This is a genomic window from Streptomyces sp. NPDC050264, from assembly GCF_040655895.1.
GTDB lineage: Bacteria > Actinomycetota > Actinomycetes > Streptomycetales > Streptomycetaceae > Streptomyces.
The window spans coordinates 251,818-274,416 of sequence record NZ_JBFAKV010000011.1 but is presented as its reverse complement, the minus strand read 5'-3'; the positions used below and the strand labels follow the sequence as shown (position 1 = coordinate 274,416).

Below are 22,599 nucleotides of genomic sequence, written 5' to 3'. Positions count from 1 at the left end.
GTGCCCGTAGTCCGTACCGAAGTCGAGATCGACGACGCCCCGCTGGAGCATGTGTGGACCGTACTGTGCGATTTTGAGGCACACGCGGGCTACATGGACGACGTCCTCGGCATCCGTTTCCTGGAGCGCGGGAAGGGCGCCGCGCTCAGCTCCTGGCGGGTCCTGCTCAACGGCAGCGAGCTGACCTGGGACGAGCGCGACGTCTTCACCCCCATGCGCCGGATCGACTTCGACCAGACCGACGGGGACCTGGAGGTCTTCCGCGGTTTCTGGGAACTGCAGGAGACCCCGACCGGTGTACGGGTCGTCCTGGAGATCGAGTTCGACATTGGCATCCCCTCGCTCGCCGCGGTCCTGGACCCCATCGGTATCCAGGCCATCGAGTCGAACTCCCGGAGCATGCTGGCCGCCATCCGCGACCGCCGGCCCGCCCCGGTGTCGTCGTGACCGCCCTACGGCTGCTGATCACCGGTATCGGCGGCGCGGTCGGCAGCGGACTCGCCGACGCCCTGGCGGCGGACGCTCCCTGGGCCGAGGTGGTCGGCGTCTTCAGCAGCGAACGCTCCCGGGACGCCTTCCGGTCCAGGTCCTCCGAGGCGGTGCGGGCCCGCGTCCAGCCGGTCGTCCGTGACCTCACCGACGGCCTGTCGACACTCGCGCTCGCCCGTGAACTCGCCCCGGCGCGGCGGACCGTGGTCGTCCACGCGGCGGCGAACGTGAGCTGGACCGCGTCTTTGGAAGCGGCCCGGCGCGGCAATGTGGAGGTCACCCGCAACGTCGCCGAACTGGCCCGGGCGCTCGGCGGCGACACCCGGTTCGTCTACGTCTCCTCCGCGTACACCGAGGTCGAGGGCTGGGAGTACCGCAACACCTACGAGGCCACCAAGGCCGAGGCGGAGCGCCTTCTGCGGTCCGATTACGCCGATCTGCGCCCGGTCGTGTTCTCGTGCAGCCTCGTCGTCGGACACAGCCGGACCGGTGCCATCGGACGGTTCCACGGCATCTATCCGCTGCTCGGGCTGATCGACCGGCACGAGCCGCCGCTGCTGCCGGGCGGACGTGACCGACGGATCGACATCGTCCCCGTCGACTGGGTCGCCTCGGAGCTCGCCGCGGTGGCGCACCGCACGGCACAAGGCGGTCCGTCGGCGGATGTCGTGGCGTCGTCGGGGACGGCCGCGCCGAGGTTGGAGGAGCTGGTCGCCGAGGCCGTGGCAGTGCTCAACCGGGCGCGAGCCCGGGCGGAACGCGCCCCGGTGCGGGAGCTGACCCTGGTGCCGTTCCGCCGCTGGGAGTTCCTGCGCCGCTCGCTCGACGCCTGGCAGGTGCACGGGATACCGATGCCTCCCCGGGCGTTCCTCGACCGGCTGATCGGCGTGTACCGGCCGTACTTCGAGGACGACCGGGTGCTGCAGCCGACGGGAACCGTCCATCCCTGCCCGCACTGGACGGAGTTCCTGGACCCGGCCGTCGGCTACTGGTTCGCACGGCAGCCCGCTCGCTCCAAGACGCCGCTGCGGACGGGCGGCGCGGGATGAACACCGCCGCCGCGCCGGGCCTCGCCGCCGTGGGCCTGCTCATCGTCGTCGAGGCGCGGGAGGCGCGTACACAGGTGGCCGCCGTCGCCTCGCTGGGACGTGGTACGGCGACACGCGCGGCCGTGTTGCCTGTCCTGGCACTCGCGGCGCCGGCGGGCGGGGCGGCCGCCGTCCTCGTCGTACTGCCCCGGGGCTGGGCGGAAGCGGTCGGCGCGGTCGTGGTTCTGGTGGCCGGCCTCCAGTGGCTTGTGTGGGCCGCGCGCCGGGAACTGGGAGCGGTTTCGATGCGGGACGAGACGGTGGTGTTCCACCAGGTCCGGCGGCGAACGGCCATGAATGGCATGGTCGTTGGCGGCGCGTTCACCGGGCACGGCACGGCGGCGGGTGTCGACCCGACTGTCGGCGGCGACGCGTCCAGGGGCGCCAAGTCCGTTCGCGCCACGGTGGCCGGAGCGTTGCTGCGGGCGGGCGCGGAGGTGCTGGTGGTGGCGACGGGGGTCGCGGCCGCGGCCGTACCCAGCCCGTGGCTCCCGCCGCTGGCTCTGCTCCTCGTCATCGCGGTCGTCGCTCCCGGCCTCGGGGCCTGTGTCACGTCCCCAGCCGGGCGCACGTCGTCCGGCACGCACTCCCCCAGAGGGGAGACCCCCGGCCGCGTTGCCGAAACGCCCACGTGGCTCCGCCACGAGGGCGCTCCAGCGCCTTGCGATCGCACGCACCGGACGACGTGCGCTGATCCGACTGGGTATGTGACACAGACTCTCCCCGGGCGCCGAACGGTGACCGGACCGCACGAACGTCCCGCCAAGGCCGCGATTGCGGTGCTGTTGACCGCTGCGGGGGCAACGGCCGTCACCGCAGGCGCGGTTGGCGTCATGACCGCGCTCCTCCTGCCCGCGGCCGGGCTGCTGGTCCTCGCCGGGTACCGATGCACGGCTCGCGGCCGGGATGCCCCTCCCTCACCGGCTCCGTCCGCCCCCGTCCCTCACCTGCGGACCCTGCGGGACTTCGTCCTGGGCGACGACCTGGCCGTGTGGTGGGCGGCCGCCGCGCTGGTCCTGGCCACCCGACTGCCCTGGCCCGCGTTTCGACAGGGCCCGGCCGCCGTCCTGTTGCTCACCGTCCTGCTGGCCGCCGTGATCGGCGGCGCGGCACGGCGTACCCGCGTACCGACCACCACCGGAGGAGACCGCTGATGCCGGACCATGACACCCCCGTCCCTGGCCACGCCACTCCCGTCCGTACTGACCGGAAGGCGTTCCGCACCCCGAGGTCCGCGACCATCCACGGCGGCTACGAATGGCGCCTCGGTATCACCCCGCCCGTCGTCACGCCGATCTTCCAGACCGCTGCCTTCGAGCTCCCCAGCACAGCCGCCGCAGCCGGCATATTCGATCTCCAACAGGACGGCCACGCCTACACCCGTCTCAACAACCCGACCTGCGACGTGCTGGAGGAGCGCATGGCCGCGGTGGACGGCGCCGCGGCCGGCCTCGCCGTCGCGTCCGGGCAGGCCGCCATCGCCCTGGCCCTGCTGAACCTCTGCCAGGCGGGCGACAACATCGTCAGTTCCGACGAGTTGTACGGCGGTACCTGGAACCTGTTCGCGAACACCTTCGCCCGGTTCGGCATCGAGGTGCGGACCGTCAGCCCCGGCGACCCCAAGAACTTCGTGGCGGCGAGCGACGAGCGGACCCGCTGCTTCTTCGGCGAGACCATGCCCAACCCGCGGCTGCGGATCTTCCCGATCGAGGAGGTGGCCGAGCTCGCCGAGGACCTCGGCGTGCCGCTCGTCCTCGACAACACGATGCTGCCCTACGTCTGCCGGCCGATGGAGCACGGTGCCCACATCGTCGTCTATTCGGCGACGAAGTACATCGGCGGACACGGATCGACCCTCGGCGGGCTGATCCTGGACTCGGGCCGGTTCGACTGGCAGGCGCACGCCGACCGTCACCCCCTGCTCACCACACCGGACCCGGCGCACGGGGGAGTCGTCTGGACGGAGACCGGACTGGACCTCGACAGTCCGCTCGGCCGAAGCCCGTTCCTCCTCAAGGCCCGTGAGACGCTGCTGCGCGACCTCGGCCCGTGCCTCAGCCCGTTCAACGCGTGGCTGCTGCTCCAGGGTCTGGAGACGCTGCCGCTGCGGATGCGGGCCCACGGGGAGAACGCCCGACGGGTCGCGGCGTACCTCCAGGAGCACCCGAGTGTCGCGTCCGTCCGCTACCCCGGGCTCGCCACCGGCGACGAGGCGCGACTGACCGAGCGCTACCTCGGGGACAACGGCGGGCCGTTGGTGCAGTTCGAACTCACCGGTGGCCGGGAGGCCGGCTGCCGTTTCATCGAGGCACTCCGCCTGGTATCCCACGTGACCAACATCGGCGACGTCAGATCACTCGCCACCCATCCGGCCTCCACCACGCACGCCCAGCTCCCCGAGACCGACCAACTGGCCGCCGGGGTCACCCAGGGCTCGATCCGCCTGGCGGTGGGCGTCGAGGACATCGACGACCTGCTCGCCGATCTCGAAAGGGCACTGGGGGCATCATGAACCGACCGTTCGTCGCACTCGCCTGCGCCACCGAGACCTGGGACGGCGTACCGCACGCCGCCGTCCGCCGCGCGTACGTCGCCGCCCTGGAACAGGTCGCCGACTGCTCGGTGGTGCTGCTCCCGGGCCCCGGCAGCCCGCCGGACGAGACCCTCCGACATTTCGACGGGCTCGTCGTCGGCGGGCACGAGAGCAATATCGCCCCGGATCACTACGCCGGGGCACCCTGTCGAGGCCCCTTCGATCCCGACCGAGACGCGCTCGCCCTCTCGACGGTGCCGCGGGCCGTGTCCGCCGGGTTGCCTCTGCTCGGGATCTGCCGGGGGCTCCAGGAGATCAACGTGGCCTACGGGGGCACCCTGCGCGACCTCGGCACGACGGCCCACCGGGAGGACCTCACCCTGCCCAGGGACCAGCAGTACCTGCCCGCCCACGAGGTACGGATCAGCCACGGCGGAACCCTGCACCGGCTGCTCGGGCGCACCGACCCGGTCCGCGTCAACTCGCTGCACGGGCAGGCCGTCGACCGCCTCGCACCGGGGCTGCGGGCCGAGGCCGTCGCCGATGACGGCGTGGTGGAAGCCCTGTCCGTGGCGCGGGCCGGGGCCTTCGCGCTCGGCGTGCAGTGGCACCCCGAGTGGTACGCGAGCACTGACCCACTCTCCCGCCGGATCTTCGAGGGTTTCGGCGCCGCGGCGGCGCATCATGCCGCACACGCGCGTGCAGTACCGCGGGAAGCCGTGACGACGGGGGGAGGACGGTGGTGAGCACATTCCCCGTCTCGGCCGGCCGGCATCTGCGGACCGCTGTGCTGTTCCCTCCGGAGCGGCCGCTGCGGCTGGATGCGGGTGGCACCCTCTCCCGCGTCCGGGTCGCCTACGAGGAGTACGGCCGCCCCGACCCGGAACGTCCGAACACGGTGTTTGTCTGCCATGCCCTCACCGGCACCTCCCATGTCGCCCGGCACGGCCCCGACGACCTCCCCGGCTGGTGGGACGAGATGGTCGGCCCCGGGCGCCCGATCGACACGAACCACCAGCACGTCGTCTGCGCCAACGTCCTGGGAGGCTGCGCGGGTACCACCGGGCCCTTGAGCCCGGGGCCCACGGGCCGGGCCCTCGCCGCGGACTTCCCCGACATCACGGTGGGCGACATAGTGACCGTCCACCGGCGCCTGCTGCGCCATCTGGGCAGCACCGGGCTGCGTGCCGTGGTGGGCGGATCGCTCGGTGGCATGCAGGCCCTCGAGTGGTTGCTTCGCCATCCCGGTGACGCGCGGCAGTTCCTGCTCATCGCCACCGGGGCCCGGCTGTCCGCGAACGGACTCGCCGCCCACGCCGCTGGTCGTGCGGCCATCCGTGCCGACCCGCACTTCGCCGACGGCCGTTACACCGAGGAGCCCGGTGCCCGCGGTCCCCTGGACGGCCTCGGTGTTGCCAGGATGATCGCGCACCTGACCTATATGTCCTCCGACTCGCTGGAGACCAAGTTCGGACGCCGACGCCAGCCCGCCGCGACCGGGGGGAGCCCGGCCCACGGCCCATACGCCGTGGAGCGCTACCTCGAACACCAGGCTCGCACCTTCGTGGCCCGCTTCGACGCCAACAGCTATCTGCGGCTCACGGGGCTCATGGACCGCTACGACGCCTTCGACCGCCCCGCGGCCGTCCCGGAGGCAGGCTGTGCCCCCACGGTCCAGGTGTTCAGCTTCGAGTCGGACCGGCTCTTCGGAGCGGCGGACACCAAGTACCTGGTGGCGCGACTGTCGGAGCTCGGTGTGCCGCTGACCCACCACCGTGACGGGACGTCGGAAGCAGGGCACGACGCCTTCCTGTTACGGGTTCCGGGTTACCTGCGGGCTGTCGCGGACTCACTCGGCGTCCATGAGAGCCCGCGTCTCGTCCGCCAGCCCTGACCTCCGGGCGGGGGACGGAGCTGTAGGCCATATCCCTACAAGTCGGCCTCGATTCGGGCCTCGTTTGGGCATCGGGGGCAGTGAGGCGATCATGAGGCCATGCACCGGCCGCCGCTTGGTCTCCACACTCCCGAGTGGGGCACGGCCGACGATTCGACCCTGAACGTCGCGCTCGTGTACCCGATGCAAGGGCCTGCCGGAATCTTCGGTCCCACCTGCGGGGCATGCGCACGACTGGCCGCAGAGGAGATCAACAAGGCGGGCGGCGTGCTCGGCAAGGAGCTGCGGCTGCTGGAGGTCGACGGCGGAGCGGACCCGCGGCGCGTCGCGCAGGACGTCGAGGCACTGGTGGCGACGGGTGCCGTAAAGGGTGTCACCGGCTGGCACATCTCGTCGGTCCGGCAGGCGGTGGCGCCACGGATCGCCCACCGGGTGCCGTACGTCTACACGGCCCTGTACGAGGGCGGCGAAAAGACCGAGGGCGTCTTCATGACCAGCGAGACCCCCGCCTGGCAGCTGCTGCCCGCGATGCGGCTCCTCACTGAGGCGAGGGGCGTCCGTCGCTGGTTCGTCGTCGGCAACAACTATGTGTGGCCCCGGCGTACCGCCCGAGCCGCCCGCCGCTACGCGCGCGAAAGCCGGGGCCGAGTCTGCGGCGAGGCGTACCTCCCGCTGGGCGTCGAGGACTTCCATGACGTCCTGCGGAAGATCGAGCACGCGGACGCCGACGGCGTGCTCATGCTGCTGGTGGGCAGCGACGCGGTCCGCTTCAACCGGGCCTTCGCCGCCTACGGGCTCGACCAGCGGTGTCTGCGGCTGAGCACGCTGATGGACGAGAACATGCTGATGGCCAGCGGACCCGAGGCGACCTGCGACCTGTTCAGTGCGGCCGGGTTCTTCGCGTCACTGGCCAATCAGGACACCCTGGACTTCCACGGTCGGTACGGCGCCCGGTTCGGGATCGGGGCTCCCGCCCCGGGCAGCCTCGGTGAATCCTGCTATGAAGGCGTCCTCCTGCTGGCGGCACTCATCGAACGGGCCCGCACCCTGGACGTCTCCGCGATCGGCGCCGCCGCCGACGCGGTCTCGTACGAAGGGCCGCGCGGGCTGCTCCACCTCCACGACCGGCATGTGCGCCAGCGCATCTACCTGGCGGAGGCGGACGGGCTCGATTTCAACGTGCTCGCCCAACTGCGCGCTCCCCACGACCTGTTGTAGTCCTGCCTTCCAGGGCTCCGGCCAGCCGGTCCAGCAGCGTGTGCAGTCGCTCCGCGCCGTCCTCCGGGAGGAGAGGCTCCCACTCCGCCCAGTCGGCCCGCACCGCGCGGCAGAGTCGCTGCCAACGCTGCATGCCCCGAGGGGTGAGGTGGGCCAGCACGCGGCGCCGGTCGGCGGGGTCGACGCGTCGGTAGACCAGGTTCAGGTCGACGAGTTGGTCGATCAGCTTGGTCAGGCTCGGCGCCGGCAGGAAGGCGTGGTCGGCGAGGGCCGTCATGTTGTGTCCCTGCCCGTCCGAGAGCAGGTCCAGCACACGCCATGCCTCCACCGAGCAGTCGAACTCGTCCAGCACGGACTGGACTCGGCGTACGGAGAGGCGCTCGGCCCGTGTCAGCAGGTGGAGCAGTTCCTGGGGCCGCCTCGCCATCGCACTCCTCAGCTCGAACCCTCGGCTCCCCGTGACGGGGATGCCCGGAGCCTACCGTCGATCACCGCACGCTCGATAAGGGGAACCAGGAAATAGATCCTTCCGGCGGAAAGTATTGGGTGCCGTGCCGAGATTCCGTCGAGTGTGCGTCTGTCAGTGGCGACTTCTCTCATTTGTCTTGCTTTTTTACTTCCACTGGAAACTATCTCTCAATTGTGCCGAAACGCTGTGGAAACAGTTTCCTCGCAGGCTGTGGACGCGCTTCAGCTACCAGCCCGGACACCACCCCGGAACGGCTGGGGAATTCGTGGGCCAACGCCGCCGCTTCTGAAGAGCCTCCCACCATTCCCTCCCAAGGGTTTTCAGCTTTTTTCGCATCGCCCTCCGGGGCAAGGAGGTTTCGCATGTCTGGGTTCAGCATCAGCAGACGCGGTCTGTTGGCCGGCGTATCGGCCGCCGGCGCGTCCGCCGCCCTCAGCGCCTGTGGCGCCAAGACCGGAGACAGCTCCTCCACCGACGACTCCGGGGCCAAGGCCGACACCTCCGGCAGCACGGTCAAGGTGGGTCTGCTGAACTCGCTGTCGGGCACGATGGCCATCAGTGAGGTGACGGTCCACAACTCACTGCTGCTGGCCATCAAGGAGATCAACGCCGCCGGCGGTGTACTGGGCAAGAAGCTCAAGGCCATCAGCCAGGACGGTGCCTCCGACTGGCCGACCTTCGCGGAGAAGGCGGAGGCCCTGATCACGGACGGCAAGGTCGCGGCCACCTTCGGCTGCTGGACCTCGGCCAGCCGCAAGGCCGTCAAGCCGGTCTTCGAGCGCCACAAGTCGCCCCTGTTCTACCCCGTGCAGTACGAGGGCCTGGAGCAGTCCCCGTACATCTTCTACATCGGCGCGACCACCAACCAGCAGATCGTGCCCGCGCTGGAGTACCTCAAGAAGCGGGGCCTGGTCAAGCTCTACCTCGTCGGCAGCGACTACGTCTTCCCGCGCACCGCCAACAAGATCATCAGGGCGTACGCGAAGGCCAACGGCATGCAGGTGATGGGCGAGGACTACGCGCCGCTCGGTTCCACGGAGTTCGGCACCATCGTCAACAAGGTCAAGGACTCCGGCGCGGACGCCGTTTTCAACACCCTCAACGGCGACAGCAACGTGGCCTTCTTCAAGGAGTACAAGTCCTCGGGGATGACCGCGAAGAGCATGCCGGTGCTGTCGGTCTCCATCGCCGAGGAGGAGGTCAAGAGCATCGGCACCCAGTACCTGCAGGACCAGTTGACCGCGTGGAACTACTACCAGACCACGCCCGGCGCGGCGAACACCAAGTTCGTGGCGGCGTACCAGGCCGCGTACGGCAAGGACAAGCCGACCAGCGACCCGATGGAGGCCGCCTACATCTCCGTCTACCTGTGGAAGGAGATGGTCGAGAAGGCCGGCTCCTTCGACGTTGCCAAGATCAAGGCCGCCGACGGCATCGAACTCGAGGCCCCCGAGGGCAAGGTCACCGTCGACGGAGCGACCCAGCACGTCTACAAGACGGCCCGGATCGGCAAGGTCGGTGCGGACGGACTCATCACCGAGGTCTGGAACTCGGGCAAGCCGATCAAGCCGGACCCGTACCTCAAGGGCTACTCCTGGGCCTCCGGTCTCTCCTGAGCTCACCTCGGTTCTCGGCCCTCCCGGGTGGGCCCGGCCTTCTCACAGGGCCGGGCCCACCCTGCACCCGCACCCCGTCCCCGACCCGGAGCCGCTCCATGACGGTCATCCTCAATCAATCCTTCACCGGCATCAGTATCGGTGCCGTCCTCCTGCTCATCGCGCTCGGCCTGACCCTTACCTTCGGTCAGATGGGCGTGATCAACATGGCGCACGGCGAGTTCATCATGACCGGCGCCTACACGACGTACGTCCTGCAGAAGTCCATCAGCAGCGCCGGTGTCTCGCTGCTCATCGCCCTGCCCCTGGCCTTCCTTGTGGCCGGAGCCATGGGCGCGCTGCTGGAATGGCTGCTCATCCGGCGCCTGTACACGCGGCCGTTGGACACCCTGCTGGTCACCTGGGGCGTCTCCCTGATGCTCCAGCAACTCGCACGGGACATCTTCGGCGCCCCCAACGTGCAGACCCGCGCGCCCGATCTGCTCACCGGCAACATCTCCATGGGCGGCGGCATCACCCTCGCCAACAGCCGGCTGTTCATCCTCGGCCTCGCTCTCCTCTGCGTACTCGCCCTCACGCTCATCCTGCGGCTCACGCCGCTCGGCCGGCGCATCCGGGCAGTCGTGCAGAATCGGGACCTCGCCGAGGTGTCCGGCATCGCCACCGGCAAGGTCGACCGGCTGACGTTCTTCATCGGCTCGGGCCTCGCGGGCGTGGCCGGTGTCGCGCTCACGCTGGTCGGCCCGATCGGCCCGACGACGGGCACCAATTACATCGTCGACGCCTTCCTGGTCGTCGTCGTGGGCGGCATCGGGCAGTTGAAGGGCAGCGTGATCACCGCCTTCGTACTCGGGGTGCTCCAGTCCGTGCTGGAGTACTCGACGACGGTCAGCGTCGCGAAGGTGATGGTGCTGGTCACGATCGTCGCCTTCCTCCAGTGGCGTCCCCAGGGCCTGTACACACTGCGCACCCGGAGCCTGGCATGACGACAACGACCTCCTCCTCTCCGACGACCGCCGCCGTGACGAAGCCGCCGGCATCCCGGCTGGAACGCTTCCGGGTGCCCGGCGGCTTCGCCCTCGGCGCCCTGCTCCTCCTCGGCATCGCGCCGCTCGTCCTCTCCGACTTCCGGCTCTCCCTGCTCGCCAAGTACCTGTGCTACGCGATTGTGGCCGTCGGCGTCAGCCTGGCCTGGGGCCGTGGTGGGCTGCTCGTGCTCGGCCAGGGAGTCTTCTTCGGCCTCGGCGGCTACGCCATGGCCATGCACCTCAAGCTCGCCGATGCCGCCGCGGCCCCGGGTGGCGGCCCCGGTTCACTGCCCGACTTCATGCAGTTGTACGGCACCAGCGGGTCGCTGCCCTGGTGGTGGAAGCCCTTCGCGAACCCGGGCTTCGCACTCGCCGCGACGGTCCTGCTGCCTATGGCCGTCGCCGCGCTGCTCGGCTACTTCATCTTCCAACGCCGAGTGAGAGGCGCGTACTTCGCGATCCTCAGCCAGGCTCTGGCCGCCGCTCTGGCCATCTGGCTGGTCGGCCAGCAGGCCACCACCGGCGGCACCAACGGACTCACCGACATCCAGGGCTTCTTCGGCTACGACCTCAACGACCCCGTCAACCAGCGGATGGTGTACTTCATCATCGCCGCCGTCCTGCTGCTGTTGATGGCCGTAGCCCGCCAGCTGTTCGTCAGCCGCTACGGCGAACTCCTCATCGCCGTACGGGACTCCGAGGAACGGGTCCGCTTCCTCGGCTACAACCCGGCCAACGTCAAGCTCATCGCCTACGTCGTGGCAGCGGGCATGGCTGGTCTGGCCGGCGCCCTCTTCGTCCCCGCCGTCGGGATCATCTCGCCCGCGCTGATCGGGGTCGTGCCGTCCATCGGCTTCGTCATCGGCGCCGCGGTCGGCGGCCGGTCCTCTCTGGTGGGCGCAGTTCTCGGCGCGATCGCCGTGGCCTGGGCACAGAGCACGCTCTCCGACGCCATCCCCGCCGCGTGGACCTACTTCCAGGGGCTGCTGTTCATCGTGGCGGTCGGCTTCCTGCCCGGTGGCCTGGCATCTCTTCTGTCCGTCATCCGCAACCGCCGTACCCGCACCCCCGCAGGAGAGACAGCATGAGCGGCGAGGCACTGACCATCCGTGACCTGCGCGTCACCTTCGACGGCTTCACCGCCGTCGACGGCGTGGACCTGGACATCCGGCCCGGCGATCTGCGATTCCTCATCGGGCCGAACGGCGCAGGGAAGACCACCTTGGTCGACGCGGTCACCGGACTGGCGAAGGCCACTGGCTCGGCACGCTTCGGCGACCAGGAACTCCTCGGCAAGCCCGTGCACCGGATCGCCCGTCTGAGGATCGGCCGTACGTTCCAGACGGCCACGGTCTTCGAGGAGTTGACCGTCCTGCAGAACCTCGACATCGCCGCGGGGGCCGCGCGCGGGCCGCTCACGATGCTCCGCCGCCGCAAGGGCGTACCGGAGGCGGTGACGACGGCCCTGGAGACCACCGGCCTGACCGAGCTGCGCGACCGCTCAGCGGGCGCGCTGGCCCACGGCCAGAAACAGTGGCTGGAGATCGGCATGCTGCTGGTCCAGGACGTGCGGCTGCTGCTGCTCGATGAGCCGGTCGCCGGGATGAGCCACGACGAACGCGAGGCTACCGGCGCACTGCTGCAGCGGGTGAGCGAGGACCGCACGGTCGTCGTCATCGAACACGACATGGACTTCATGCGCTCCTTCGCCCGCAGCGTCAGCGTCCTGCACGCCGGCAAGGTGCTCAGCGAGGGCACCGTCGCTCAGGTCCAGGCCGACCCCAAGGTCCAGGAGGTCTACCTCGGCCGCGCCTCCGAACCACAGCCTGTACCTGTTCCCGTCGCCGAGGAGGCGTGACGCCCATGCTGGAGATCACCACCGTCCGGGCCGGCTACGACCGCACCACCGTGCTGCACGGAGTGTCCGTCTCGGTCCCCAAGGACGGCGTCGCGGCCGTCCTCGGCCATAACGGCGCCGGTAAGAGCACCCTCCTGCGGGCCGCCATGGGCTTGCTCAAGCCGACCGGCGGGAGCGTCCTGCTGGACGGCGAGGACATCACCCGCCTCGCCCCGCACCAGCGGGTGGCCCGCGGCATGGCGTATGTGCCGCAGGGCCAGCAGTCCTTCCCGCACCTCACCACCGCCGAGAACCTCCAACTCGTCGCCGACGGCCGCCCCGACGGCAAGGACGCCATCGCCGAGGCCCTGGACCTCTTCCCCGCCCTGCGGGAACTGTCCGGCCGCCGCGCCGGACTCCTCTCCGGCGGCCAGCGCCAGCAACTCGCCATCGCCCGCGCCCTCATCACCGGCCCGAGGCTGCTCCTGCTCGACGAGCCGACCGAGGGCATCCAGCCGTCCGTCGTCGCCGAGATCGAGGAGACGATCCTGGCCCTGGCCCGGAGAGGCGGTCTGTCCGTGCTGCTCGTCGAGCAGCACGTCGGATTCGCCATGCGCGCCGCCCAGCACTACTACGTACTGGAAGCGGGACGCGTCACATCCTCGGGAGCGGGAGGGGTGGAGGCCGAGCAGACCGTACGGACCGCGCTCAGTGTGTGAGGACAGGGATTCCCATGCTCATCGCCCACGCGGGCGACCTCCACATCGGCGGCATGATCATGTTCCTCTCATCGGCAGCAAACACAACGCCGCGAACAGGTCAGTGACGGTCAGACAGGCGAGACGCAGCAGCACGCGTGCTCATCCTGCCGTACCGTCGAAGACGCTTCTGAGCCGCATGGAGGAGCCGGGAAACCTCACGTACGAGTTCTTCCGCGATGCCGAGAACCCCGCGCACATCGTGTTTTTTGGAACGGTACAGAGGCGAGGTGTGATTCTCGGCTCATCGCGCTACCGAGCACTTCGCGGCCGTCCGTAGCGAGGGGCCGGCGTCTGTCGAGTACGGCCAAGAGGGCGGCGCGGCACGATCGCGGGCGGCTCGCTGACCCGGGTGAGAGCCACAAGGGCGGAGTGGTCGGGGGAGAGGGAGCAGGCGGGGTCGGTGCGCGCGGCATCTCCGGCGAGGGCATGGGCCTGACAGCGGCAGCCGCCGAAGTCCTCGGTGCGGCGGTCGCACGTGCGGCACGGCGAGGGCATCCAGTCCGTTCCCCGGTAGGCGTTGAAGGCAGGTGACTCCTCCCATATCCAACGCAGCCAAAGGTCAACGACGTTGGGGGCGACCAGGTCGGGTATCGAGGCGGACGCAGGGCAGGGCAGGACTGTTCCGTCCGGTGTGACGGTGAGGGAGACGGCGCCCCAGCCTCCCCTGCAGGGTTTTGGTGTGCCGGAGAAGTAGTCAGGCACGACCCAAGGGATGTCGAGAACGCCGCCGAGCGCGGAGCGGTTGAGCAGGCCCCGACCGTAGAACTGCGTGTTGGCCAGTTCGATGCGGTCGGCCTGCCACTGGACGGCCAGCTCCATCACGGGACGCGGCTGCGGAAGTAGGCGAGGCCTTCCGGGACGCTGGCGCGAGGGCCAGTCGTCCAGCGGGGTCGGGCGTCACTCCGTCACCTCCCGCGCGCAGGCTTCGCATCCGGCTGGGACCCCAGCCGTGTCCCGAGGCCGGGGAGCGTCGGGACTGGGGTCATTCCACGGTTCGAGCGGACGGGGCCGGGTGGTGTCCTGTGGCAGGGCCTTCCGCCGGCCCCCTCCTGTACCGCGCGGCGCCGGCGGAGACGTCCGCCGCGATCGTCCGAGCGCTCCGCACCGCACCACCGACCCCGAAAGGCACGTCCATGAATCCGTTGCCCCGGAACGCCCTGGCGGACCGCCGGACCCTGCTGCGGGCGGCGGCCGCGCTGCCCGCTGCTGCCGTCGCCGTCGGTGCCCTGGAGGGTGAGGCCGCTGCGGCCGACGCCCCCGGCCTTCCCGATTTCGCACCGGTCCCGGCCGCCGCGACCGGGCCGAAGGTCAACGACTCGGGCTACTTCGTCGGTCGGATCGACGGAAACCTCTACTGGGTCACCGACGGCTTCTACCAGGCGATGTTCCTCAGCACCCGGGAAGGCGTCGTCCTGGTCGACGCCCCGCCGACCATCGGGCACAACCTCCTGCGGGCGATCGCCGACGTGACGCGGGTCAACGGCCGTCCCGCGAAGGTCACGCACCTGGTGTACTCGCACTCGCACGCCGACCACGTCGGGGCCGCTTCGATCCTCGGCAAGGACGTGGTGCGCATCGGTCACGCCGAATGCCGGCGCCTGCTGCTGCGCGACAACGACCCGAACCGCCCGGCGCCGACCGTCACCTTCGAGGACCACTACACGCTCCAAGTCGGCGGCGAGCGTCTGGAGTTGGCCCACCACGGCCCGAACCACAGCCCCGACAACATCTTCATCCACGCCCCGGAACACAAGACCCTGATGGTCGTCGACGTCCTGTACCCGGGCTGGGTGCCGTTCAAGAACCTCGCGGTCTCCCAGGACATCCCGGCCTGGCTCCGGGCACAGGACATAGCGATGGCGTATCCGTGGCGGACGCTGGTCGGCGGTCATCTCGGCCGGCTCGGCAGACGCGCGGACGGCGACCTCCAGCGCGCCTACATGGCCGACCTCGTAGCCTCCACACGCGCGTCGATGAACCTGGACCCCACGCCGTACTTCGACAAGTACGGCCCGCAGGGCAACTCCTGGGCGGTCTTCAAGACGTACCTCGACGCGGTGGCGGCGCAGGCCGCCGCGCCGGTGGCCGCGAAGTACACCGGCGTTCTCGCCGCCGCGGACGTGTTCACCCTCGACAACGCGGCGACCTTGGTCGAGTCCTTCCGCATCGACGCCGGGACGCTCGGCCCGTTCGGCATCCACCCCTGACCTGCGTACCCGCGTCTCCGCACACGTCCGCTGATTCCGTACCCGAGGAAGGCCGATGGCCGTGACCCACCCGATCCCCGTCCTCTTCATCCACGGGCTGTGGCTGCACAGCACGTCCTGGCAGCCCTGGATCGACCTGTTCCGCGATGAGGGCTATGCGCCGTCCGCGCCGGGCTGGCCCGGCGACCCCGACACCGTCGAGGAGGCGCGGCAGAACCCGGAGAGCATCGCCGACCGCGGCATCGACGACGTCGTCGACCACTACGCGGCGATCATCCGCGGCATGGAGACGCCGCCGATCCTCGTCGGCCACTCCTTCGGCGGCATGATCGCCCAGAAGCTCCTCGGCCAGAACCTGGCGGCGGCCGCCGTGGCGATCGACGCGGCCCAGATCAAGGGGGTCCTGCCGTTGCCGCTGTCCGCGCTGCGCTCGACGCTGCCGGTGTTCAAGAACCCGGCGAACAAGCACCGCGCGGTGTCCCTGACCGCCGAGCAGTTCCGCTTCGCGTTCGGCAACGCCCTGACCGAGAAGGAGTCCGACGCACTGTACGAGCAGTGGACCATCCCCGCGCCGGGCAAGCCGCTGTTCGAGGCCGCCGCGGCGAACTTCAACCCCTCCTCGCCGGCCAAGGTCGACACCGCGAACTCCGGGCGCGGCCCGCTGCTGCTGATGTCAGGCGGCCAGGACCACACCGTGCCGGAGACCGTCACCCGCGCCACGGTCAAGCAGTACCGGCACTCCGAGGCCGTCACCGAGTTCCTGGCCTTTCCCGACCGCGGGCACTCACTGACCATCGACAGCGGCTGGCGCGAGGTGGCGGACGAGGCGCTGGCCTGGCTGCGGCGGCAGAACCTGGAGGCACAGCGGTGACCGCTCCCGCCTCCGACCTCGGCCTGGCCGGTCAGCGCGCGGTCGTCACCGGCGCCGGCCGGGGCATCGGCCTGGCGGTCACCGAGGGGCTCCTGGCAGCGGGGGCCCGGGTGGTCGCCGGAACCAGGAACCGCACCGAGGCACTCGATGCCCTGGTCGAGAAGGGCGCCGAGCTGACCGTCGTCGAGGTCGACCTGGCCACCCCTGACGGTCCGGGCACGCTTGTCGCCGCCGCGGCCGAACTGCACGGCGGGCTCGACGTCCTGGTGAACAACGTCGGCGCGGTGCGACCGCGGGTCGACGGCTTCCTGGCCACGACCGACGCGGACTGGGACTGGACCTTCACCACCAACCTCATGACCGCCGTCCGCGCCACCCGCAGCGCGCTGCCGCACCTGATCGCCACCGGGGACGGACGCGTCGTCACGGTCTCCTCGGTCAACGCCCGGCTTCCCGACCCGCTGGTCATCGATTACAGCGCCGCCAAAGCGGCCCTGGTCAACTTCTGCAAGGCGCTGTCCAAGCAGGTCGGGCCGCAGGGTGTGCGCGTCAACTCGGTGAGCCCCGGCCCGGTCGAGACCTCGCTGTGGAAGGGCGCCGACGGCGTGGCCGCCACGGTCGGGGCCGGCCTGGGCCTGGCCCCGGGCGCTGTCGCGGACACCGCCGCGGCGGAGGCGGTCACCGGCCGTTTCACCCTGCCCTCCGAAGTGGCCGACCTGGTCGTGTTCCTGGCCGGCCGGCGTTCGGGCAACGTCACCGGCGCCGACTTCGTCATCGACGGAGGCATGACCGACACCCTCTGATCCTGACCCCCTGTCAGGGCCCGTCGGTATTTCGTCACCCACCACTCACCTTGGAGCACCGAGTGAGATTCCCCCTGCCCAAGAACCGCCGGCTGTTCGGCGTCGTCCTGGCCGCGGTCATCGCCCTGGGCACCACCACCATCACCGCGGCCCCCGCGGTCCCTGCCCCCGTGTCGGGCTCGTCCGCCGGCGAGCGGCTGCCCGCCGGGTTCAGCGAGCACAAGACCCGGGCCGCCGGCATCGGCCTCCACTACGTCATCGGCGGCCACGGACCGACGCTGGTGCTCATCCACGGTTACCCGCAGACCTGGTACGAGTGGCACGACGTCATGCCGGCCCTGGCCGAGCACTACACGGTCATCGCCCCCGACCTGCCCGGCGCCGGGCAGAGTGACGCCCCGCGCTCCGGCTACGACAAGAAGACGATGGCCGCCGACCTGCACGCCCTGCTGGTGTCGCTCGGCAAGGACAGCGACGTGCGGATCGTCGGCCACGACATCGGCACGATGGTCGCCTACTCCTACGCCGCGCAGTACCCGGCCACAGTGAAGAAGCTCGTCCTGAGCGAGGCCCCGATCCCGGACCTCAGCATCTACAAGATCCCCTCGCTGACCGCGCGAGGCCCCGGGGTGTGGAACTTCGGATTCTTCAACCTGGCCAGCGGCCTGCCGGAAAACATGATCAAGGGCCGCGAAGTCGCCTGGACCGCCGGTTTCATCGGCGGGTTCGAGGGCGTCCCCGGCGCGGTGAGCCCGGCCGACATCCGGGTGTACGCCCACTACTTGCGCGATCCCGCCCACATGAAGGCGAGCCTTGCCTGGTTCCGCGTGTTCCCGCAGGACATTCGCGACAACGAGAAGTTCCAGAAGACCCCGCTGCGGATGCCGGTGCTCGCCATCGGCGCCTCGGGCAGCCTCGGTGAGGCCGTGGGGGACCAGGTCGAGCAGTACGCCTCCGACGTCAGGGGGGTCACCGTCCCGGACTCCGGCCACTGGATCTACGAAGAGCACCCCGAGGAGCTGACCGCCATGCTGCTCGGCTTCCTCGGCCGGCGCTGACCCGCCCCACCGTCCCCGGAGCGATGATGATCAAAGATTTTCCCTCCTTCGAGGCGACCCCCGAGCGTGAGCCGTTCTGGTTCCTCGGAGGGCAGGCCCGGATCCTGCTTCCGGGCTCCGCGACCGGCAACGCCGTGAGCCTCATGGAGTTCTCGGACCCGACCGGCCACGCGCCGCCGCAGCATGTGCACGAGAACGAGGAAGAGCTCTGGTTCGTCCTGGACGGCGAGGTGTCGTTCTTCGTCGGCGACGAGCGCCACGACCTGACCCCCGGGCAGGTCGCCCACGGCCCGCGCGGCGTGCCGCACAGCTACCTGGTCCGCTCCGACGGGGGCGCCCGGCTCGCCGTCGTCTTCAGCCCGGCCCGCGTCGAGGAGTGGTTCAGGGCCAACGGGACCCCGGTCGCCGAGGCCGGCGACCTGCCGCCGGCCTTCGACCTGACGGCCGTCGTGGCCTCGGCCGCGGCCTTTCGTCTGCGCGTCACCGGCCCGCCGCCGGCCCTGTGACCCGTACCTGGTGTTCCACGACCACGACCCACGACCTCGAAGGAGATCGAGATGACCGACATCGCGCCCGCGCCGTCCCGCGGCCGGGCCCTGTGGCGCCGTAGAAGCGTCGTGATCCCCGCGCTGGTGGCAGCTCTTGTCGCCATACCGGCGAGCTCCCAGGCCACCCCGAGCACGTCGGGCGCAGCAGCCGCGCACACGGTCAAGCCGACGATCGTCCTGGTGCACGGCGCCTTCGCCGACTCATCGAGCTGGGACGGCGTCGTGGCCCGGCTGGAACACGAGGGCTACCCGGTCGTCGGCGTGGCGAACCCGCTGCGCGGCCTGGACGGCGACTCCGCCTACTTGTCCAGCGTCCTCGACACCATCCCCGGGCCGGTGGTCCTGGTCGGGCACTCCTACGGCGGCGCGGTCATCACCGACACGGCCGCGGACCACGCCAACGTCAAGGCTCTGGTCTACGTCGCGGCCTTCGCGCCCGACCAGGGCGAAAGCGCACTGGAGATCACGGGCGGGCATCCGGGCAGCCAACTGCCGTCGGCGCTCGTGGTGCGGACGTTCCCCGGCGGGCAGGACGCCTACATCGACCCGGCTTCCTTCCAGAAGGTCTTCGCCGCGGACGTACCGTCGCGCGAGGCCCGCCTCATGGCGGCCGCGCAACGCCCGGTCGCCCTGGCCGCGTTGGGTGCGCCCAGCAGCGCACCGGCCTGGCGGACCATCCCGTCCTGGTACCTGGTCGCCGGCGCCGACCGGGCCATTCCGCCGGCAGCCGAGAAGGCCATGGCCCAGCGCGCCCACGCCCGCACCGTGACCGTCCCAGGCGCTTCGCACGCCGTGGCGGTCTCCCACCCGCGGGCCGTCGCGGACCTCGTCGAAGCGGCCGCGCGGGCCACCACCTGACGCGGCGGCCACGGAGGGGCGGGACCACGCGACTACGTGTGGTCCCGTCGTCTCCTGCGGGAAGGAGGGTCCATGTCCGGGACCCGCGACTACCGGCTCCTGCCCGACTGCTCCTGGCCCTGACGGCGGCGACCGGCCTGGTCGACGCCGTCGGCTGTCTGGTTCTCGGCCACGTCTTCGTCGCGATGATGACCGGCGACGTCGCGCTCTCCGGCTTCGCCCCCCCGCGGCGTGGGCAGCGTGTCCCGACGACCCGGGACGGTGCGGTGTCCAGCTGACGCTCGTCGCCCTGCTTGCGATGTCGATGGGCATGCAGAACGCCGCGGTGCGGCGGCACGCCGTCCTCCCGACCTGACGATGACGGTGCTCACCCTGACCAACTGTCGGCCTGTTCGCCGACAGGGCCGCGCCTCGTCCGGGGGCGGCCTCGAACCCGGCGATGACGGTCGGCGCCTTCGTCGGAGGGACGCGTCGGGCCGCACCAACCGAACGGCAAACGCGGTCGGCTGGAGGAGGGCTCCGGTGGTGCGGCTTCGCCCAGCCTCAGCCCTCCTCGCTCAGCACAGAGCGCAGCCGCCGCCGCGAGGTGATGTCGAGCTTCCGGAACACCTTGTTGAGGTGGTATTCGACGGTCGACCGAGTGATGAACAACCGAGCCGCGATCTCGGCGTTCGTCGACCCAGCAGCGGCCAGGCCGGCGATCCGCCGCTCCTGCGGCGTCAGTTCGTGCTCGGTGTGCGGGGTTCGTTTCCGGGCGTGCTCGCCGGTGGCCAGCAGCTCGACCCGCGCGCGCTCGGCGAAGGCCGCCGCGCCCATGCACCTGAACATCTCGTGCGCGGTTCGCAGTTCGGTCCGGGCGTCCGCGCGTCGCCTGCGCCGGCGCAGCCATTCGCCGTAGAGCAGGTGCGTCCGCGCCAGGTCCGTCCGCACCCGCGTGCGGCCGAGCAGGGCCACGGACTCCGCGAAGAAGGCCTCGGCATGGTCGTCGTCGGCCGTCAGCGCCCGGCAGCGGGCCAGCAGCCCCAGAGCCCAGGGCGTACCGGCCAGCGGCGCGCGCTCCTCCAGCCGTCTGAGGGCCTCCTTCGCTTTACGATGCTCACCGCAGCGCACCGCGGCCTCGACGAGGTCCGGCAGCGCGCGGGGGACGGCTCCGGCGTTGTCGTTGGCGAAGGCCACGTCGGCGTGGGCCGCGGCCTCGGCGTAGCGTCCGAGGCTGAGCTCCAGCACGGTCAGGCAGTTGCGGGCCCAGTCGCCCAGGCCGCCGTGCGCATGGCGCGTCACCAGGTCGCGGACGAGTGCGTCCGCCGCGGACCGGGCCTGCGTCTCCTGGCCTCTCCATGCCAGTAACTCGACCCGGAAGGCCAGGCCCGACGGCTGGCCTATGACGGCCGCGAGGTCCTCGGCCTCGTCCAGGCAGGCCGTGGCCGTGGCGAACCGGCCGGCCCGCAGCTCCCAGGTGGACCGGACCAGCAGGGTGGACCGCAGCGCGCCCAGTGCGCCGATGCGGCGCTCGTGCACTTCAAAGAGCCTGGCGGCCTCGTCGCCTGCGTCGTCGTCCCAGATTTCCTCGGCGGCATAGAGAGCGAGCGCCGCCAGGCGTACGCCGTGTTCGGTCACCTCGCTCTCCCGGCCCACGGCGGCGAGCGCTGCCCGGAGCACGGGAACCGCCGGCGGATAGCCGCTGTGCACACGCAGGGCGAAGCCTCGAAGGAGGAGATCCGCGCCGGTCGGCGATGCCGGCCGCAGGGCCGGCGAGGCCAGGACCGCCGCACCGAACTCCTTGAGCGCGACCGTGTCGTGGTCGCTGCACAATGCCGCGAGAAGCCCTTCCATCAGCATCGACCGGGCCAGGGTGGGGTCGGAACCGGCCACTGTGTCGGCCGCAGCCATGAGCTGCGACAGGACGCCCCCGATGCGCTCGAAGTAGATGTCGGTCGTCGCCCTGGTGTGCAGAGCCCGGGCACGGAGCACGGGGTCGCCGGAGACCAGGAGCGGATCGGCCTGCTCGAGCATGGCCTGCGCCGTGGCCGGGTCGCCGAGGACGAGGTGTGCCCTGGCGGCTCCGACGAGCCGGACCGCCCGGTCCGCGACCGACAGCCGCGCCGCTCGGGCCAGGAACGCGGCCTGCGCGGCATAACCTCCCCGGGCCCGCGCCAGTTCCGAAGCCGCGTCGAGCTCATCGGCCACTTCGTCGTCGAGCCCGATCGTCGCTTCCGCCCGGTGCCAGGCCCGGCGCTCGGGGAACCGGAGCTGATCGCTGGCCGCGGCGAGCGCCGCGTGGACCCGGCGGCGCTCGGCGGCGTCGGCGCCGCTGTACACGGCCGACCGGATGAGCGGGTGGCGGAATTCGATGCGCTGGTCGTGGATGAGCACGCCGGCTGATATCGCCGCGTCCGCGGCCGTGGCGGGGACGCCGAGCTCGCCGGCGGCGCACCACAGGAGCAGCGCGTTCTCGGGCGCCGCCGCCGACAGGAGTACCAGGAAGGTCCGGGTCTCGTCGGGGAGGCCCTGGATCAGCCGCCCGAAGTGGTTCTCAAGCCGGGCTCCGACCGGGAGCGGCTCGCGCAGCGGCGCCGTTCCGGCCAGGTGGGCCGGGCTGAGCGTGTCGGCGCTCTCGATCAACGCCAGGGGGTTCCCGCCGGTATCGGCGATGATGCGCGCGGACACCGCCGGGTCCAGCCGTCCGGTGACGTTCTGGCCGAGCAGCTCGTGCGCGTCGGCGTCGCCCAGGCCGCGTACCGGCAGGACGACGAGCCCTTCGAACGCCCCGGGCCCGGGCATGTCCGCACGGCCGGCGACGACGAGACCGACGGCTTCGGCGCCGAGTCGGCGGCCGACGAACGCCAGTGCGTCGCGTGACTCGCGGTCGAGCCACTGCATGTCGTCGACCAGGCACAGAAGAGGTTGTGCCGAAGCCGCGTCGGCCAGCAGCGTCAGGGTCGCCAGACCGACGAGGTAGCGGTCGGCCGGCGGCCCGGCGAGCAGCCCGAAGGCCGAGGCGAGGGCCTCGTGCTGGGGAGCCGGCAACGTGTCGAGGCGGCCCAGGAACGGACGCAGCAGGCGGTGCAGCGCCGCGAAGCCCAGCTGCGCCTCGGACTCGACCCCGGCGGCCCGGACGACGCGCAGGTCCGCTGAGACCTCCGTCATGTGGTCGAGCAGTCTGGTCTTGCCGATACCGGCTTCGCCGACGAGGACCAGCGCCGAACTCATGCCGTCGCGGACGCCTGCCAGCAGAGTGGTCAGGACCTGCAGTTCTTCACGTCGACCGATGAGCGGAATCCGGCGGGGACGGGCGCCGACCGGGAGGTGTCCTGCCATGGT

General features: G+C 70.9%; 20 protein-coding genes and 2 pseudogenes. 19 read left to right on the top strand and 3 right to left on the bottom strand.

Annotation, left to right across the window (positions count from 1 at the left end):
- From AB0J02_RS22105 to AB0J02_RS22075, 7 genes are all read left to right on the top strand, one after another.
- Positions 1-447, top strand: coding sequence for an SRPBCC family protein (locus AB0J02_RS22105; protein WP_363195432.1), 447 nt, complete (start codon positions 1-3; stop codon positions 445-447).
- Positions 444-1,538: an SDR family oxidoreductase gene (locus tag AB0J02_RS22100; protein WP_363195431.1), complete on the top strand. Its 1,095-nt coding sequence runs from the start codon at positions 444-446 to the stop codon at positions 1,536-1,538. Before AB0J02_RS22105 ends, AB0J02_RS22100 begins: the two co-directional genes overlap by 4 nt.
- Positions 1,535-2,731, top strand: a complete 1,197-nt coding sequence (locus tag AB0J02_RS22095; RefSeq protein WP_363195430.1) for a hypothetical protein — start codon at positions 1,535-1,537, stop codon at positions 2,729-2,731. The genes AB0J02_RS22100 and AB0J02_RS22095 overlap by 4 nt, the downstream gene beginning before the upstream one ends.
- Positions 2,731-4,089, top strand: a complete 1,359-nt coding sequence (locus AB0J02_RS22090) for an O-acetylhomoserine aminocarboxypropyltransferase/cysteine synthase family protein (RefSeq protein WP_363195429.1) — start codon at positions 2,731-2,733, stop codon at positions 4,087-4,089. Before AB0J02_RS22095 ends, AB0J02_RS22090 begins: the two co-directional genes overlap by 1 nt.
- Positions 4,086-4,856: a gamma-glutamyl-gamma-aminobutyrate hydrolase family protein gene (locus tag AB0J02_RS22085; protein ID WP_363195428.1), complete on the top strand. Its 771-nt coding sequence runs from the start codon at positions 4,086-4,088 to the stop codon at positions 4,854-4,856. Before AB0J02_RS22090 ends, AB0J02_RS22085 begins: the two co-directional genes overlap by 4 nt.
- Positions 4,853-6,004 carry a homoserine O-acetyltransferase gene (locus tag AB0J02_RS22080; protein ID WP_363195427.1) on the top strand — a complete coding sequence of 384 codons (1,152 nt, stop codon included), beginning with the start codon at positions 4,853-4,855 and terminating at the stop codon, positions 6,002-6,004. The genes AB0J02_RS22085 and AB0J02_RS22080 overlap by 4 nt, the downstream gene beginning before the upstream one ends.
- A 99-nt stretch (positions 6,005-6,103) precedes the next feature.
- Positions 6,104-7,222, top strand: coding sequence for a substrate-binding domain-containing protein (locus AB0J02_RS22075; RefSeq protein WP_363195426.1), 1,119 nt, complete (start codon positions 6,104-6,106; stop codon positions 7,220-7,222).
- On the opposite strand, the gene AB0J02_RS22070 is transcribed toward AB0J02_RS22075, so the two are convergent.
- Positions 7,179-7,649, bottom strand: coding sequence for a MarR family transcriptional regulator (locus AB0J02_RS22070; RefSeq protein ID WP_363195425.1), 471 nt, complete (start codon positions 7,647-7,649; stop codon positions 7,179-7,181). The two genes, AB0J02_RS22075 and AB0J02_RS22070, sit on opposite strands and share 44 nt — an antisense overlap.
- 404 nt (positions 7,650-8,053) lie before the next feature.
- Here AB0J02_RS22070 and urtA point away from each other — a divergent pair, with 404 nt between their 5' ends.
- The 5 genes from urtA (at position 8,054) to urtE (ending at position 12,891) form a co-directional block, all read left to right on the top strand.
- Positions 8,054-9,307, top strand: a complete 1,254-nt coding sequence (urtA, locus tag AB0J02_RS22065; RefSeq protein ID WP_363195424.1) for an urea ABC transporter substrate-binding protein — start codon at positions 8,054-8,056, stop codon at positions 9,305-9,307.
- A 98-nt stretch (positions 9,308-9,405) separates the two neighbouring features.
- Complete coding sequence (gene urtB, locus AB0J02_RS22060) at positions 9,406-10,293, top strand: urea ABC transporter permease subunit UrtB (RefSeq protein ID WP_363195423.1); 888 nt, start codon at positions 9,406-9,408, stop codon at positions 10,291-10,293.
- Complete coding sequence (gene urtC / locus AB0J02_RS22055; protein WP_363195422.1) at positions 10,290-11,423, top strand: urea ABC transporter permease subunit UrtC; 1,134 nt, start codon at positions 10,290-10,292, stop codon at positions 11,421-11,423. Before urtB ends, urtC begins: the two co-directional genes overlap by 4 nt.
- Positions 11,420-12,193, top strand: a complete 774-nt coding sequence (urtD, locus tag AB0J02_RS22050; RefSeq protein WP_363195421.1) for an urea ABC transporter ATP-binding protein UrtD — start codon at positions 11,420-11,422, stop codon at positions 12,191-12,193. The genes urtC and urtD overlap by 4 nt, the downstream gene beginning before the upstream one ends.
- A 5-nt stretch (positions 12,194-12,198) precedes the next feature.
- Positions 12,199-12,891, top strand: coding sequence for an urea ABC transporter ATP-binding subunit UrtE (gene urtE, locus AB0J02_RS22045; RefSeq protein WP_363195420.1), 693 nt, complete (start codon positions 12,199-12,201; stop codon positions 12,889-12,891).
- Between the two features lie 291 nt (positions 12,892-13,182).
- Here urtE and AB0J02_RS22040 read toward each other — a convergent pair.
- Positions 13,183-13,755 (bottom strand): annotated as a pseudogene (locus AB0J02_RS22040) (SPASM domain-containing protein); the annotation flags it as partial.
- 311 nt (positions 13,756-14,066) lie between these two features.
- Between AB0J02_RS22040 and AB0J02_RS22035 the strand changes: the two are divergent.
- The 7 genes and pseudogenes from AB0J02_RS22035 to AB0J02_RS22005 form a co-directional block, all read left to right on the top strand.
- Complete coding sequence (locus AB0J02_RS22035) at positions 14,067-15,140, top strand: MBL fold metallo-hydrolase (RefSeq protein WP_363195419.1); 1,074 nt, start codon at positions 14,067-14,069, stop codon at positions 15,138-15,140.
- A 61-nt stretch (positions 15,141-15,201) separates the two neighbouring features.
- On the top strand, positions 15,202-16,011 hold the full coding sequence (locus AB0J02_RS22030) for an alpha/beta hydrolase (protein ID WP_363195462.1): 810 nt from the start codon (positions 15,202-15,204) through the stop codon (positions 16,009-16,011).
- Positions 16,008-16,814: an SDR family oxidoreductase gene (locus AB0J02_RS22025; protein WP_363195418.1), complete on the top strand. Its 807-nt coding sequence runs from the start codon at positions 16,008-16,010 to the stop codon at positions 16,812-16,814. Before AB0J02_RS22030 ends, AB0J02_RS22025 begins: the two co-directional genes overlap by 4 nt.
- 62 nt (positions 16,815-16,876) lie before the next feature.
- Positions 16,877-17,872, top strand: a complete 996-nt coding sequence (locus AB0J02_RS22020; protein WP_363195417.1) for an alpha/beta hydrolase — start codon at positions 16,877-16,879, stop codon at positions 17,870-17,872.
- A 23-nt stretch (positions 17,873-17,895) separates the two neighbouring features.
- The gene (locus tag AB0J02_RS22015) at positions 17,896-18,378 is read left to right on the top strand and encodes a cupin domain-containing protein (protein ID WP_363195416.1); all 483 of its coding nucleotides are present in this window, start codon (positions 17,896-17,898) and stop codon (positions 18,376-18,378) included.
- Positions 18,379-18,429: 51 nt separating this feature from the next.
- Positions 18,430-19,278 (top strand): alpha/beta hydrolase, encoded by an 849-nt coding sequence (locus AB0J02_RS22010; RefSeq protein WP_363195415.1) that lies wholly within the window; start codon positions 18,430-18,432, stop codon positions 19,276-19,278.
- Between the two features lie 107 nt (positions 19,279-19,385).
- Positions 19,386-19,499 (top strand): annotated as a pseudogene (locus tag AB0J02_RS22005) (DUF1275 family protein); the annotation flags it as partial.
- A 322-nt stretch (positions 19,500-19,821) separates the two neighbouring features.
- Here the strand turns inward: AB0J02_RS22005 and AB0J02_RS22000 are convergent.
- A complete protein-coding gene (locus tag AB0J02_RS22000; protein ID WP_363195414.1) occupies positions 19,822-22,596 on the bottom strand; it encodes an AAA family ATPase in 2,775 nt (924 codons plus the stop codon).
- Positions 22,597-22,599: the final 3 nt, after the last annotated feature.